Origin of the sequence: Demequina aurantiaca (assembly GCF_000975135.1) — a bacterium.
GTDB classification, from domain to species: domain Bacteria; phylum Actinomycetota; class Actinomycetes; order Actinomycetales; family Demequinaceae; genus Demequina; species Demequina aurantiaca.
Genome location: NZ_BBRF01000001.1, coordinates 1,795,439 through 1,809,389, shown reverse-complemented (window position 1 = coordinate 1,809,389; position 13,951 = coordinate 1,795,439). Strand labels below are relative to the sequence as shown.

Genomic DNA, 13,951 nt, shown 5'->3' with positions numbered 1-13,951 from the left:
ACGTGCGCCGCCTTCTGCTGCTGGTCCCCGCCGCGGTCGCGCTTGCCGGTTGCTCCGTCCTGCCGCAGTCGCCGCCGCCCCTGCCGTCGACCGCACCTGACACCGCGAACACGTCCACCACTCCCACACCGTCCGCCTCGCCCAGCGTCGCCGCGGTCACTGTCGCCGATGGATTCACCGACCAGGAGCATGCCGCGTTGCGGATCCGGGCGCGCACGTGCGACGAGTTCACCGTGGGCTCTGGCTTCATGCTGGACGCGCATACGGTCGTCACCAACCGTCACGTGGTCGAGGACGCGCAAAACATCACGCTGACCACGTACGACGGTGAGCAGTACGAGGGAACGTCCTCCGTGATGGCCGACTTCGCGGACCTCGCGCTAGTGACCGTCGACGAGCCGCTGGAGTTCGCGGCCCCCATCGGTAGCGCCGAACCCGCGCCGGACGACGAACTGGACGTCGTGGGCTACCCCCTCGGCGGACCACTCGAGACTCGCACCGGGCCGTATGTGAAGCGCGTGCCCGACACTATTGGCCAGGGCCGCGACGACGTCGACCTCATCAAGGTGGAGGCCGAGCACGGCAATTCCGGCTCCGCCGTCTATGACCCCAACGGCCAGGTGGTGGGAGTCCTCTACGCGACGGACAAAAAGGGAGAGAGCTTTGCGGTCACCCTGCAGTCACTGAACACGTTCCTGTCGGACACGTCGCTTCAGCTGCCGAATGACGCTGACTGCGGGTAGTCGCTCAGGCCTGGGCCAGACGCAGCTCGAGGCTATCGATCCTGGTCGCGACCACACTGCTTTGGGCGAGCTGGCTCTGCACCCGCTGCACGAGGTCGTCGACCTCGGGTTGAGTGAGGCCCGCGGCGAGGCTGAGCACAATGGCGACCTCGGCCCCACGGCCGGCAACCGCGTCCACGCCCCGCAATTGTGCGTCGGTGCGCACCGCGGCGCGCACCGCCTCCAGAATCTCTCCGTCAACGACGCCGTCCGTCACGGCCGGCTTCCAGTCCTCGCCCTGGCCTAGCGCCCACACTGCCGGGCGCGGGATCAGGACGGTCTCCATCCCAGGGTTGATCACGAGGGTGCTCCACTCCTCCGCCATGGCCGCGAGCGCCGCGCGGGGCCCCTCCGCGGGGATGGGGCGGGCCTCCGCGTTCCAGGCCTTCATCGCGTCCACGTCCGTGAACACGGGCAGCGCGGCGCGGCCGTCGGGCATCTGCACGGCGACCACTCCTGTCGAGGCGACTTCGTCCTGCTCAAGCCCGTGCTTGCCGATGAAACGCTCGTCCCCAGAGGCGAGCACGGGAACCAGCACGCGCGCGTACGCGAGCGCATCCACCACGTCAGTCAGTGGCGCCTTGCCGCGCGAATACTTGATGAGTGCCTGGGCGAGGCGCGCGTCGGCGCTACCGTCGTCGTCCGCGAAGATCGACTCGGGGATCTCCTTGAAGGGCTCGCCGTCGCTCATAGCTTCAATGCTACGGGCGGCCCGCGATGTCCAGTGCCTGCGGAAGGGTGAAGTTGCCGTTGTAGAGCGCCTTGCCCACGATGGCGCCCTCGATGCCGAGTCCGGTCACGGTGCGCAGCGCCGCGATGTCGTCGAGCGAGCTGATGCCACCCGAGGCGACCACGGGTGCCTTGGTGGCCTCGCAGACCTCCATCAGTAGTTCGATGTTGGGGCCCGACAGCATGCCGTCCTTCTTGACGTCCGTCACGACGTAGCGTGAGCAGCCCTCGGCGTCCAGACGGGCGAGAACCTCCCAGAGGTCGCCACCGTCCTTGGTCCAGCCGCGAGCGGCGAGCGTGGAGCCGCGCACGTCGAGGCCCACGGCGATGCGGTCGCCGTACTCGGCGATGGCAGACGCGGTCCATTCAGGGTTTTCGAGCGCCGCGGTTCCGAGGTTCACGCGGGTGCAGCCGGTGGCGAGCGCGCGCTTGAGCGACTCGTCGTCACGAATACCACCGCTCATCTCCACCTTGACGTCGACTGCCTTGACTACGGAGGCGAGGAGTTCGGCGTTGGAGCCGCGTCCAAACGCTGCATCGAGGTCCACCAGGTGAATCCATTCGGCGCCGCCCTTGACCCAGTCGAGCGCAGCACTGAGGGGATCGCCGTAGCTGGTCTCGGAGCCGGCCTCACCCTGGGTGAGGCGGACGGCCTGGCCATCGGCAACGTCGACGGCGGGCAGGAGTTCGAGGCGAGTTGCGTCGGTCACGGGGTTCTCTTTCGGGTGGGTCTGGGTGGACTAAGTCTTGTCATCGTCCGCGGTGTTCGTGATGTAGCGCGCGGGCTTCACGATGTCGGTCTATAGCGTAGCGAGCCAGTTGCGCAGCAGGTGCAGGCCAGCTTCGCCGGACTTCTCCGGGTGGAACTGGGTGGCGCTGAGCGGGCCGTTCTCCACCGCGGCGACAAACCTGTCCCCGGCATCGGGCGCATCGGCCGTGGGGGTTCCTGCCGTGGACCACGTGACACTCGGGGGTGCGAACCGACCCGTATCTTCGGTGGTGCCGAGCGGGAAGGCGCGGGCGCCGTACGAGTGGACAAAGTAGAAGCGCTCGTCGCGGATGCCGTCGAACAACGCGCTGCCCTCGGGGGCCTCGACCGTTGCCCAGCCCATGTTGGGGACCACCGGGGCTTGTAGCCGTTCGATGGTGCCGGGCCACTCGTTCAGGCCATCCGTCTGGGTGCCGTGCTCGACGCCCTTCTCGAACATGACCTGCATGCCCACGCAGATGCCCATCACGGGGCGTCCTCCCGCGAGACGACGGCCGATGATTTGTTCGCCGCGCACCTGCTTAAGGCCGGTCATGACCGCCTCGAAGGCTCCCACTCCGGGGACGATGAGCCCGTCGGCATTCTCGGCGACGACGCGGTCATCGGTAAGGACCACCCGTGCGCCCACGTGCTCCAGGGCGCGCACGGCAGAGCGCACGTTGCCAAAGCCGTAGTCGAGGACGCAGACGAGGGGAGCAGACATGGCCGCAAGTTTACCGGGACTGACCGCCCCGCTCCCCCACTGCCTTCCACCTGCACCCGCTGCCTTCCACCCGCACCCGCACCCGCACCGACTCGCGACCCCATCCCGGGCCCCGTTCCCTATTGGTCCGATTTCACACGCTCTCGCAGGTTTCTGCGCCCTAGTGGTCCGTTCTGGACCGCTCCCTCCGCTGAGCACCAATCCACCGCGCCGACTACTGTGAATAGTAGGAATTACTCACGGGCATAGGGGCACATCATGGACAGCAACACCGTACTCATCATCGTCGGCCTGGCCATCGTCGCAGTACTCGCGGTCGTATTGGTCGTGGCGATTCGTCGGCGCAAGGCCCGCACCTTCGCCGCGCTGACCCCGGAGGAGCGCGAGCTCGTCTATGCCAAGGAGCAATACTCGACCCGTATCAGTGAACTCGCCAGCGACCTCAAGGCCACCGAGAAGGAATCCCGCAAGCGCACCAAACGCGCCGAGGATCGCCTCAGGGAGGCGACCGCCATTGGCAGCGACAAGATCGACTCGCTGAAGGGCGCGAACGGCACCGTGTCATTTACTGGCCTGATGATCACCACACCATCGGGCGAATATGCGATCACACCCCAGACCACAGCGAGCGCGGACATCACGGGCTCACCCGCCGTCGCCGATGGCGTGGAGGGCACGGACGATGCGGTGGATACCCGGACCGTAGCACTGACACTCGGCGGCAACGGCATTTCCGATGTGGTGACGTTCGCTCTCGGTAAGGAGGCCGAGGTCCGCGCCCTGGCCGCCAAGATCACGAGCGCCGCGGCGCACGTGGAGACGCTGCAGAAGCAACGGGACGATGCCGTGGCGGCCGCGGAGCAGGAGGTCGCCGAAGCGAATTCAAACGCGACCATCGAGGCCAACAATGCTCAGGCGCGCTACGACGCGGCCGAACAGGAAAGCATGGCCAAGGTGCGCGCCGCCGAGGACGCGGTACGACTGCGGGGCATCAACCCCAAGTAGGCCGCGAACGGGTTCGCGTTGAGTGCCTCGTCGCTCACAGACCTTCTCTGCGGTTCGCCTCTTTAGCCATCTTGCGTAGTTCTTTGAACGCCTTGAAGCGACCCATGTTGGCGTCGTGAACCTTGTCCGGATGCGTCACGGCAAAGTCTTCGATGTTCTCGGTGCCCATCATCAAGTTGGTGATGGCACTGGGCGCCTGGTCCAGCGCGAAACCGGGCGACAGCGACTCACCCTTCTCCCCCGCCGACCAGCGGTGAATCGTGATGTGACCGCCACGACGCTCCATGGCGAGCATCGGCTGCTCCTTGAGGAACGTGGAGATCGCCTTGCCCGCGTTGTCGACAGCGCCCTCGGAGGTGTCGTCGAGCACAGCGAACGCGCCGGCACCGGTCTCAATAACCTTGCCGTCGATGCTGTTGAGCGAGCACAGCGCGGCCAGCACCTTGCCATTGGGCAGCGGGGTGAGCAGCGCGACCGTCGCCTTCTCCTCCGATGCCTCGGCCGGCCGGCCCATAGGCGTCGCTTCCTTCACTACAGCGCACCCTTGGTCGACGGAATCCCGCTGACCCGAGAGTCGGCCGCCACCGCAAAACGCAACGCCCGCGCGAGCGCCTTGAACTGGGCCTCCACGATGTGGTGCGGGTCGCGGCCCGCGAGCACGCGCATGTGCACGCAGATGCCCGCGTGGTGAGCGATGGACTCGAGGGCGTGAGCCGTCAGCGAGCCCGCGAAATTACCGCCGATGAGGTGGGTGGCCTGGCCGACCGGCTCGCCCACGTGCACAAAGTATGGGCGTCCCGACACGTCCACGACGCACTGTGCGAGTGCCTCGTCAAGCGGCACCATCGCGTCGCCAAAGCGGGAAATGCCAGCCTTGTCGCCGAGCGCCTGCTTGAGTGCCTCGCCGATGCAGATCGAGACGTCCTCGACGGTGTGGTGGCTGTCGATGTGCACGTCGCCCGTGGCTTGAACCTTCAGATCCATGAGGGAGTGCTTGCCCAACGCGGTCAGCATGTGGTCGTAGAACGGCACGCCGGTGCTGATCTCGGTGGTGCCGGAGCCGTCGAGGTCCAGCTCCACGAGCACGCTGGACTCGCTGGTAGCGCGCTCGATGCGGCCCGTGCGGGTTCCCTTTTCCATAGCCGATGCCGTCTCACTCATGCCGTGACCTCCAGTAGTGCGGCGCGGAACAGCGCCATTTCTGCGGGCGTGCCGATGGACACGCGCAACCATCCTTCGGGACCGACGACGCGGATCAACACTCCACGCTCGAGGAGTCCCTCAAAAACCTTGACCCTGTCCTCAAACGGCCCGAACAGCGCGAAGTTCGCGTCCGTGTCCGCAACCGTGTAGCCCTGATCTTTAAGCCACGTGACCGTCTCGTCGCGCTCGGCGCGGATCTCATCTACCTGGGCCTGAAGCACGCGACTGTGCGCGAGCGCCGCGCGGGCGGTCGCCTGCGTCACGGCGCTCAGGTGATACGGCAGGCGAACCACGCGCAGTGCGTCCACCACGGGCTCGTGCGCTGCGAGGTAGCCCAGTCGGCCGCCGGCCAGTGCAAAGGCCTTGGACATGGTGCGGCTGATCGCGAGGTTGGGGTACTCGGGCAGGATGCTCGCAGCGCTGGGAACACCGCTTCTGCGGAACTCGCCGTAAGCCTCGTCGATAACCAGGACGCAGCCTCCCGGCACGGCCTGGGCGGCATCGACTAGCTGTCGGACGTCATCAAGCGGCAGCGCCGTGCCCGTGGGGTTGTTCGGGCTGGCGACAATCACCAGAGTGGGCTTCTTCTCCGCGATCGCGGCCACGGCGGCCGGGATGTCGAGGCTAAAATCCTCATTGCGCGGCAACGTCACGAACTCGGTCAACGAGTCGCGGGCGTACTCCGGATACATCGAATAGGTCGGCGCGAAGCTGAGCACGGTGCGACCCGGGCCGCCGAAGGCCTGGTGGAGGTGCAGCATGACCTCGTTCGAGCCGTTCGCGGCCCAGATATTGCGCACCTCGAGAAAGTCGACGTGACTCTCGGTCGCAAGGTACTTCGCGAGGTCGGCGCGCAACGCTGTGAAGTCGCGGTCAGGGTAACGGTTGAGCCCCTCGGCTGCCTTGCGAACGGCCGTCGCGATCGCATCTGCGACGGCGGGAGGCGGTGAGTAGGGGTTCTCGTTGACGTTCAGACGCGCTCGGACTTCGAGTTGGGGAGCGCCATACGGCTCAAGCCCGACAAGTTCAGGGCGCAGGGGCAGAGTCATGGGTGGCAGTCTAGCGGCGAGCAGGGCGTGGGCCTATCAGGGCCGACTACGGCGCTACAACCTCAATCGACGCGATATCGCGGTCATACGCGGTGATAAACACTGTGCCTGTCGGGGTGTCGCTGGGGAGCGTCACCTTTACCGATGTCGACAGATCCGCGCTGACGTCTGCGGTAGCGAGACCGCTGGAGGCCCAGGACCTGTCGTCGGCCCGTAGTCCCACGACGATCGTCCCCTCGAGGGCTGTGCCTTCCGGGTCAGTGTCATTGCACGTGGCGTGGACGTTCTCGAGCTCCAGGGTCACGTCCTGGCCGATGACGGCCGGTGTTGGGTTTATGTGGACGGTCATCGGCACGCACGAGGCCTCGGCCATCGACTCCCCGCCTTCTAAGTTAGAGCAGCCTGCAAGCGCAACTGCCAGCACGATCGCGCCGCTCGCGCACGTCAGCGCCGAGCGCACCCTCGTCATCATGGCGCGACCACCTCGAAGGTTGCGTACTGGATGCCGTCAAGCATCACGTTCACCCAGCCCGGCACCGTATCGCTCGGCAACAGAAATGTTGCCGACGCCGTGAAGTCCTCTGCTGCATCCAGCATCGCCACGTCAGAGGGTCCCCACGAACCGTCCACCGCCTCCAGGCTCACCGTGACGTCCGCGGCGGGAGCCGCCGGGCCTTCGCCCTGGTCATTGCAGGTCGCCTCGAGGTTGGTCGCGTCGAGCGTCGCGGCCTCTCCGACCACCACCGGGTTTGGGGTGACCGCCACCTCGGGCGCCGCGCACGCAGCCTCTGCGCCACCCTGAATCTCCGTCGGGCCGCCGCCGTTTTCGGAGCAGCCCGCGAGCACGGTCACGGCTGTCGCCACCGCGACGATCAGCGAGAAGCGCACGTGTCTCATGCGCTCAATGTAGTGGCGCTAGGGCTTGGTGCGCGCGGTGATGGCCTCACCGTGTGCCGGCAGGTCCTCGGCGTTCGCGAGCGCGACCACCTTGTCCCCTACCGCCGCCAGCGCATCGGCGCTGTAAGTGATCACAGAGACGGCGCGCAGGAAGCTCGTGGTGTTGAGGCCACTCGCGAAGCGTGCGGTGCCGCCGGTGGGCAGCACGTGGTTGGAGCCCGCGAGGTAATCACCTAACGGCACGGGGCTGTGTGGTCCCACGAAGATCGCGCCGGCGTTGCGAATATTCGCCGCGACGGCCGCGGCATCGGCAGTGTGAATCTCCAGGTGTTCAGCGCCGTACGCGTCGGCAACCGCGATGGACTGCGCGATGCCGCTGGTGAGGATGACTGCGCTCTGGCGACCACTCAGCGCCTCCTTGGTACGCGCGAGGTGCTTGGTCGCATCGGCGCGCATACCCAAAGCCTTCTCGACCGCCTCGGCGAGTGCGGCATCGTCCGTAATCAGCACCGAGCCGGCCATAGGATCGTGCTCGGCCTGGCTGAGCAGGTCCGCGGCGATGAAGTCGGGATTGGCGGTGGAGTCCGCGATGACCGCGATCTCGGTGGGGCCAGCCTCGGCGTCGATGCCCACCACGCCGCGCACGGCGCGCTTGGCCGCCGCAACGTAGACGTTGCCGGGGCCGGTGATGACGTCCACGGGGTCGCAGAGGTCGTCAACTCCGTAGGCAAGCATCGCGATGGCCTGAGCGCCGCCCACCGCGTACATCTCGGTGATGCCGAGCAGGGCGCACGCGGCCAGGATGGTCGGGTGCGGCAGGCCGCCGAACTCGCTCTGCGGCGGGCTGGTCACTGCAATCGACTCGACGCCGGCCGCCTGCGCGGCGACCACATTCATGATGACCGAGCTCGGGTATACGGCAAGACCGCCTGGCACGTAGAGTCCCACGCGGCCCACGGGGATCCACCGCTGCGTGACGTTCGCGCCCTCGGCGAGGTCCACGGAGACCTCCGGCGGCACAGTCGCCTCGTGATACGTGCGGACCCGAGTGATGGCCTCTTCGAGGGCGTTCAGGACGTCGCGGTCGAGCGTGGTGAGCGCCTCGGAGATGGCGTCCGCTGGGACCCGCAGGTGCTCGGGACTGACGCCATCGAACTTCTCGCCGAGTTCGCGAAGCGCGACCTCTCCACGCTCGCGCACGTCGTGAATGATCGGCTCGACGGTGGCGAGCGCGTCGCCGACGTTGACGTCGGCGCGCGGCACTACCTTGAGCAGCTCGCGCGCGGTGAGATTCTGGCCACGAAGATCGATGAGTGAAAGCACGCGACGAGTCTACTGGGGTGAGCTACTTTCCTTACTTGCGCTCTTGCGCTTGCCGATCCAGCCTAGGTGCGTGTGCTGGAAGTCGTCCTCGTACTTGAGCCCGTAACCCAGCGCGCGGTCGACCGCGACGTGGAAGGCCCACACCATCGCGACCAGGGCGACCCAGCTCGCGTCGGTCGCGAAGTAGATCAGCACGAGTAGCGCGGGGCCCGCGTAGTTGTGCACCGCGTTGTAGAAGACCGCACCCACCTTGGGGTTCGCGAGAAAACCCAGCGCGGACAGGTCGAACACCAGGAACAGCGCCAACAGCCACCACCAGCCAAAGTCGAGGACAAACATTCCGACGATGATTGCAATTGCGACTGCTGCAGCTTCCACTCGCTGCCATTTCACTGGATTCATGACACCAGCCTAGGGAAGCGGCGGCCCTCCCGCTCACGCCTACCGAACCAACCTCGCTCCCGCCCGCTATTGGTCCGTTTTCGCACGCTCTGGGAGGGTCAGAGCATTGTGCTGGTCCGTTTTTGCACGCTCACCGCTCTACCCGAGGCTGAAGCCGCCATCACTAGTCAGCACCTGTCCAACCACCCATGCGCCCTCGTCCGTCGCGAGCCAGCCGATCAGGCTGGCGGAATCAGTCGGGCGCCCGAAGCGGCCGAACGCCGTCGTCGCCGTCCACTCCTGAAGTTGCCGGAACTCCTCGGGCGACTTGTCCGTCATGTCCGCGTCGAGATAGCCAGTATTGACCGGACCAGGGTTGATGGTGTTCAACACGATGCCGAGTTTGAGTAGCTCGCTCGCAACCGTAGGGGTAATCCCGGCGAGCGCGGCCTTGCTCGTCGCGTACGCCACCTCTCCCGGCATCGGGCCGTGGATCTGTCCCGATGTCATCCAGAACACCCTGGCCGCCGGCGCTTCGTGGGGTCCGGTCGAGGGGATGCGTTCGCCGGGCCTACGCGGTTCGTAATCCTGCGCCTGCGGAGCGTGGATCTCCGCAAACTGCCTGGTCAGCAGCAAAGTTGAGCGGGCATTCGCACTCCACATGGCGTCCAGGCGGTCAGCGGTCATGTCCAAGATCGAGCCATCGTCACCGCTCTTGGCATGGTTGCAGACCAGGATGTCGAGCGTGCCGGTGAGCGCCTCCGCCACCTCCATGAGGTGCGGGATCTCGGCGGGATCACTCAGGTCAGCACTCAGGCTGCCGATGCTCGCGTCGCCTCCACGCGCGGCCTCGAGTCCGGCGCGCACATCGTCAATCTCGTCGCCGCCCCACGGCTGGTCGAGGTCGTGCGGGCGGTAGTGATGGAAGAAGACGCTGGCGCCTAGCTCCAAGAACTTGGTGGCCACAGCGAAGCCGATGCCGCGGCGGCGCGATACGCCCGTCACCAGTGCGGTCTTGCCGGCGAGGGGGTACCGGTCGTTGGACTTGTCAATGTCGGACTGCTCAGAGTCGACGTGCGCGGTGCTGTGGTGCTGGGTGTTGGACTGCTGAATGCTGGGGTCCTGACGACTGGGGTGCATGCGTGATCCGATCTGATTCAAGGTGACGCACATCGACTGCCTTCTTTGAGGCGGAGTGCGGGGGCTCTGGTGTGCGCTACGTCGGCAGTGGCCGGTGCGCACGGATCAGAGAGTTGCCATGCGTCGAGGCTAGCATTTGCCGGCGCGTGCGGACCTAAACGGACCAACAGGGCGCTGGAACCCTCGGATCCCGTGCCAAATCGGACCAATACAAGGCGGCACTTGCGGGGCTACGCAGATTTGGACCTAAACGGACCAACAGGGCGCAGACACCCACGGATCCCGTGCCAAATCGGACCAACTGAAGGTTGGGTGGGAGTTAGAAACTAGCTCTGCAGGCAGTTGGGGCCCAAGGTGGCCTTGAGGTCGCCCATCAGCGCACTCGAACGCGCCACGCGGAACTTGTCGTCCAACCGCATCGTGACCGGATCCGCAGTGCCAGTCAGCACCATGCGCACCTCGATGCCTCCCGGGTGCATGCCCAGGATGCCCTTAACCTGCTCGACCAGCGGCGGGGTCACGCGCGACGCGGGCAAGGTAATGACAACCGGCGACGTGTCCTGCACGTTGAGGTTGGGAATCCGCACCTCGACCGCACTGAACTGGAGACCACCGTCGCCTCGCTCGCGCGAGCGTGCCTTGATCGCGATCACAGCGTCATCCGTCAGGTCACGCGCGTACGTCTCGTAGGTCTTGCCAAAGAAGGAGATCTCGGTCTCCCCCGTCATGTCCTCAAGGGTCACGATCGCGTACTGATTGCCAGACTTCGCGATACGCCTATCTACGCGCGTCAACAGTCCCGCAAACACCACTTGGTCGCCGTCCTTCACGCCGTTTGCTGGTGTGGCGGCCAGAATCTGATGCGAGGCCTCGGACCGGATGATGTGGTCCAAGCCGGACAGCGGGTGGTCAGACACGTACAGGCCGAGCATGTCGCGCTCAAAGTTGAGCAGCGTCTTCTTGTCCCACTCCTCGAGCTCGGGAACGACCACCGTCACGCCGCCGCCCACATCGGGGTCGTCGCCAAACAGGTCGAACTGCCCCGTCGCTTCCTTGCGCTTGACGCCAACCACGGAGTCGATGGCCTGCTCATGCACCGCGTTGAGCGAGCGTCGCGTGTGGCCCAGGGAATCGAATCCGCCGGCCTTGACCAGCGAGTCGATGGTGCGCTTGTTGCACACGGTCGCCGGAACCTTGTCGAGGAAGTCCGAGAAGGACGTGAAGTTGCCCTTGGCCTCGCGGGTCTTGACGATCTCCGCGACCACGTTGTGCCCCACGTTGCGCACGGCGGTCATGCCAAAGCGAATGTCGTCTCCCACGGCGGAGAATCGCGCCATGGACTCGTTCACGTCCGGCGGCAGCACGGTGATCCCCATGCGGCGGCACTCGGACAGGTACAGCGCCGACTTGTCCTTGTCCGTGCCCACCGACGTCAGCAGCGCCGCCATGAACTCGACCGGATAGTGCGCCTTCAGGTACGCCGTCCAGAAACTCAGCACTCCATACGCGGCGGTGTGTGCCTTGTTGAAGGCGTAGTCGGCGAAGGGCACCAGCGTGTCCCACAGTGCCTTGATGGCCTCGTCGGAGAACCCGTTCTTGCGCATTCCGGCGCTGAAGGGCTCGAACTCCTTCTCGAGGATCTCGGGCTTCTTCTTACCCATGGCGCGACGCAGCAGGTCTGCGGCGCCGAGCGTATAGCCGGCCACGATCTGCGCGACGCGCTGCACCTGCTCTTGGTACACGATCAGCCCGTAGGTGACCTCGAGCACCTCGGTCAGCGATTCGGTCAACTCGGGGTGGATGTAGTCCACCTGCTGACGGCCGTTCTTGCGCTCCGCGTAGTTGGTGTGCGAGTTCACACCCATGGGACCCGGGCGGTACAGCGCAAGCACAGCGGAGATGTCCTCGAACGAGTCCGGACGCATCTGACGCAGCAGCTGGCGCATGGCCACGCCGTCCAACTGGAACACGCCCAGTGTGTCGCCGCGGCCCAGGAGCTTGAACGCTTCCTCGTCCTCGAGCGGCAGGTCCTCAAGAACCAGCGGGTCCTTGCCGTTGTTGACGATGTTCTCAAGCGCATCGTCCAAGATCGTCAGGTTGCGCAGCCCCAAAAAGTCCATCTTGACCAGCCCCAGGCCCTCACAGGTGGGGTAGTCGAACTGGGTAATGATTGCGCCGTCGGCCTCGCGGCGCATGATGGGGATGATGTCGATCAGCGGGTCGGAGGACATGATCACGCCGGCCGCGTGCACGCCCCACTGGCGCTTCAGGTTTTCGAGGCCCTGCGCGAGCTCCAACGTCTCCTTGGCGTCCGGGTCGGATTCGATGAGCGCGCGGAAGTCGTTGCCCTCGCCGTAACGCGGGTGCTTGGGGTCGAGCACGCCGGCCAGCGGCATGTCGCGGCCTTGCTGCGGCTCGGGGTAGGCCTTGGTCAGCATCTCGCCTACTGAGTACGGCTTGCCCAGCACTCGCGCCGAGTCCTTCAACGCCTGCTTGGCCTTGATGGTGCCGTACGTGACGATTTGGGCGACCTTGTCCTCGCCGTACTTGTCCGTGACGTAACGAATGACCTCGCCGCGGCGGCGCTCGTCAAAGTCGATGTCGAAGTCGGGCTTGGACTCTCGCTCCGGGTTAAGGAAGCGCTCAAAGTAGAGACCGTGAACGATGGGGTCCAGGTCGGTGATACCCATCGCGTACGCAGCCATCGAGCCGGCGCCGGAACCACGCCCGGGGCCCACCCGAATGCCGTTGGCCTTGGACCACTGGATGAAGTCGGCAACCACCAGGAAGTAGCCGGGGTACCCCTTGCCCGCGATGACCTCGATCTCGAAGTTCGCGCGTTCCTGCACGTTGCCGGGGATTCCCGCGGGATAGCGCTTCTCGAGACCCGCTTGGACCTCCTTCACAAACCACGAGTGCTCGTCCTCGCCCTCGGGAGTCTCGAAGCGCGGCATGTAGTCCGCCTTGGTGTTGAACTCCACCTCGCAGCGCTCCGCGATCAGCATGGTGTTGGTCAGCGCCTCGGGGTGGTCGCTCCAGACGTCCCACATCTCCGCGGCGGACTTCACGTAGTAGCCGTCGCCGTTGAAGGCAAAGCGCTTGCCGCCCTGGTCGTAGGTGGGCTCGTTCAGTGTCGAGCCTGACTGCACGCACAGCAACGCCTCGTGCGCGACGGAGTCCTCACGCCGCGTGTAGTGCAGGTCGTTGGTCGCGACCAGCGGCGCGCCAATCTCCTTGGCAATCTTCAGCAGATCCGGAATCACCCGCTTCTCGATGCCAAGCTCGTGGTTCATCAGTTCGACAAAATAGTTTTCCTTGCCGAACAGGTCCTGGAACTCGGCGGCGGCCTTGACTGCCTCCTTGTACTGTCCCAAACGCAGCCGGGTCTGCACCTCGCCGGAGGGGCATCCCGTGGTCGCGATGATGCCCTTGGAGTAGCGCTGCAAAATCTCGCGGTCCATGCGCGGCTTGTGGAAGTGGCCGTCGAGGCTGGCCTGGGAGGCGAGCCGGAACAGGTTGTGCATGCCGGCGGTGGTTTCCGCCCACATAGTCGCGTGCGTGTACGCGCCGTTGGCGGAGACGTCGTCCGACGACTGTGACTGGTCGCCCCACTTCACACGGGTGCGGTCGGCACGCGCGGTGCCGGGCGTGAGGTAGGCCTCAAGGCCGATGATGGGCTTGACGCCCGCGGCCTTTGCCTTGGACCAGAAGTCGAAAGCACCAAAGATGTACCCGTGGTCGGTGGTCGCGATGGCGCTCTGGCCCTGAGCCTTGACCTCGTCCATCAGGTCGCCAATCCTGGCCGCGCCGTCCAGCATGGAGTACTCGGTGTGGACGTGGAGGTGAGTGAAATCCTGGCCGGGCATAGCCCCGATTGTAGGCGCGCCGACCGACACCGCGGTTACCGAAACGCCCCTTCGCGCCGCCGTCTCACGATGCGGTCGCAGCGACACCCGCACACGGCCGATGC

General features: G+C 65.8%; 14 protein-coding genes. 2 read left to right on the top strand and 12 right to left on the bottom strand.

Annotated features, from left to right (window positions below; all coding sequences use genetic code 11):
* Positions 1 to 2 precede the first annotated feature (2 nt).
* On the top strand, positions 3 to 743 hold the full coding sequence (locus AOP73_RS08180) for a S1 family peptidase (protein WP_061964573.1): 741 nt from the start codon (positions 3 to 5) through the stop codon (positions 741 to 743).
* Positions 744 to 747: 4 nt separating this feature from the next.
* On the opposite strand, the gene AOP73_RS08175 is transcribed toward AOP73_RS08180, so the two are convergent.
* The 3 genes from AOP73_RS08175 to hisH all read right to left on the bottom strand — a co-directional run bounded on the left by AOP73_RS08175 (position 748) and on the right by hisH (position 2,983).
* Positions 748 to 1,473: an SseB family protein gene (locus AOP73_RS08175; RefSeq protein WP_061964571.1), complete on the bottom strand. Its 726-nt coding sequence runs from the start codon at positions 1,471 to 1,473 to the stop codon at positions 748 to 750.
* Between the two features lie 10 nt (positions 1,474 to 1,483).
* Positions 1,484 to 2,221, bottom strand: a complete 738-nt coding sequence (gene priA, locus AOP73_RS08170) for a bifunctional 1-(5-phosphoribosyl)-5-((5-phosphoribosylamino)methylideneamino)imidazole-4-carboxamide isomerase/phosphoribosylanthranilate isomerase PriA (RefSeq protein WP_061964569.1) — start codon at positions 2,219 to 2,221, stop codon at positions 1,484 to 1,486.
* Positions 2,222 to 2,311: 90 nt separating this feature from the next.
* Positions 2,312 to 2,983 carry an imidazole glycerol phosphate synthase subunit HisH gene (gene hisH, locus AOP73_RS08165; protein ID WP_061964567.1) on the bottom strand — a complete coding sequence of 224 codons (672 nt, stop codon included), beginning with the start codon at positions 2,981 to 2,983 and terminating at the stop codon, positions 2,312 to 2,314.
* 258 nt (positions 2,984 to 3,241) lie between these two features.
* On the opposite strand from hisH, the gene AOP73_RS08160 reads away from it, so the two are divergent.
* Positions 3,242 to 3,988, top strand: a complete 747-nt coding sequence (locus tag AOP73_RS08160) for a hypothetical protein (RefSeq protein WP_061964564.1) — start codon at positions 3,242 to 3,244, stop codon at positions 3,986 to 3,988.
* A 34-nt stretch (positions 3,989 to 4,022) separates the two neighbouring features.
* Here the strand turns inward: AOP73_RS08160 and AOP73_RS08155 are convergent, their stop codons facing one another.
* The 9 genes from AOP73_RS08155 to dnaE form a co-directional block, all read right to left on the bottom strand.
* Positions 4,023 to 4,520 carry a hypothetical protein gene (locus AOP73_RS08155; protein ID WP_152650580.1) on the bottom strand — a complete coding sequence of 166 codons (498 nt, stop codon included), beginning with the start codon at positions 4,518 to 4,520 and terminating at the stop codon, positions 4,023 to 4,025.
* Positions 4,520 to 5,149: an imidazoleglycerol-phosphate dehydratase HisB gene (hisB, locus tag AOP73_RS08150; protein WP_061964560.1), complete on the bottom strand. Its 630-nt coding sequence runs from the start codon at positions 5,147 to 5,149 to the stop codon at positions 4,520 to 4,522. The genes AOP73_RS08155 and hisB overlap by 1 nt, the downstream gene beginning before the upstream one ends.
* Positions 5,146 to 6,240: a histidinol-phosphate transaminase gene (locus tag AOP73_RS08145; protein ID WP_061964558.1), complete on the bottom strand. Its 1,095-nt coding sequence runs from the start codon at positions 6,238 to 6,240 to the stop codon at positions 5,146 to 5,148. Before AOP73_RS08145 ends, hisB begins: the two co-directional genes overlap by 4 nt.
* 46 nt (positions 6,241 to 6,286) lie before the next feature.
* Positions 6,287 to 6,712 carry a hypothetical protein gene (locus tag AOP73_RS08140; RefSeq protein ID WP_061964556.1) on the bottom strand — a complete coding sequence of 142 codons (426 nt, stop codon included), beginning with the start codon at positions 6,710 to 6,712 and terminating at the stop codon, positions 6,287 to 6,289.
* Positions 6,709 to 7,137 carry a hypothetical protein gene (locus AOP73_RS08135; RefSeq protein WP_061964554.1) on the bottom strand — a complete coding sequence of 143 codons (429 nt, stop codon included), beginning with the start codon at positions 7,135 to 7,137 and terminating at the stop codon, positions 6,709 to 6,711. The genes AOP73_RS08140 and AOP73_RS08135 overlap by 4 nt, the downstream gene beginning before the upstream one ends.
* An 18-nt stretch (positions 7,138 to 7,155) precedes the next feature.
* A complete protein-coding gene (hisD, locus tag AOP73_RS08130; RefSeq protein ID WP_061964552.1) occupies positions 7,156 to 8,460 on the bottom strand; it encodes a histidinol dehydrogenase in 1,305 nt (434 codons plus the stop codon).
* Between the two features lie 9 nt (positions 8,461 to 8,469).
* Complete coding sequence (locus AOP73_RS08125) at positions 8,470 to 8,862, bottom strand: DUF4260 domain-containing protein (RefSeq protein ID WP_061964550.1); 393 nt, start codon at positions 8,860 to 8,862, stop codon at positions 8,470 to 8,472.
* A gap of 138 nt (positions 8,863 to 9,000) precedes the next feature.
* Complete coding sequence (locus tag AOP73_RS08120) at positions 9,001 to 10,014, bottom strand: SDR family oxidoreductase (protein WP_236683534.1); 1,014 nt, start codon at positions 10,012 to 10,014, stop codon at positions 9,001 to 9,003.
* 293 nt (positions 10,015 to 10,307) lie between these two features.
* Complete coding sequence (gene dnaE / locus AOP73_RS08115) at positions 10,308 to 13,847, bottom strand: DNA polymerase III subunit alpha (RefSeq protein ID WP_061964547.1); 3,540 nt, start codon at positions 13,845 to 13,847, stop codon at positions 10,308 to 10,310.
* Positions 13,848 to 13,951 lie beyond the last annotated feature (104 nt).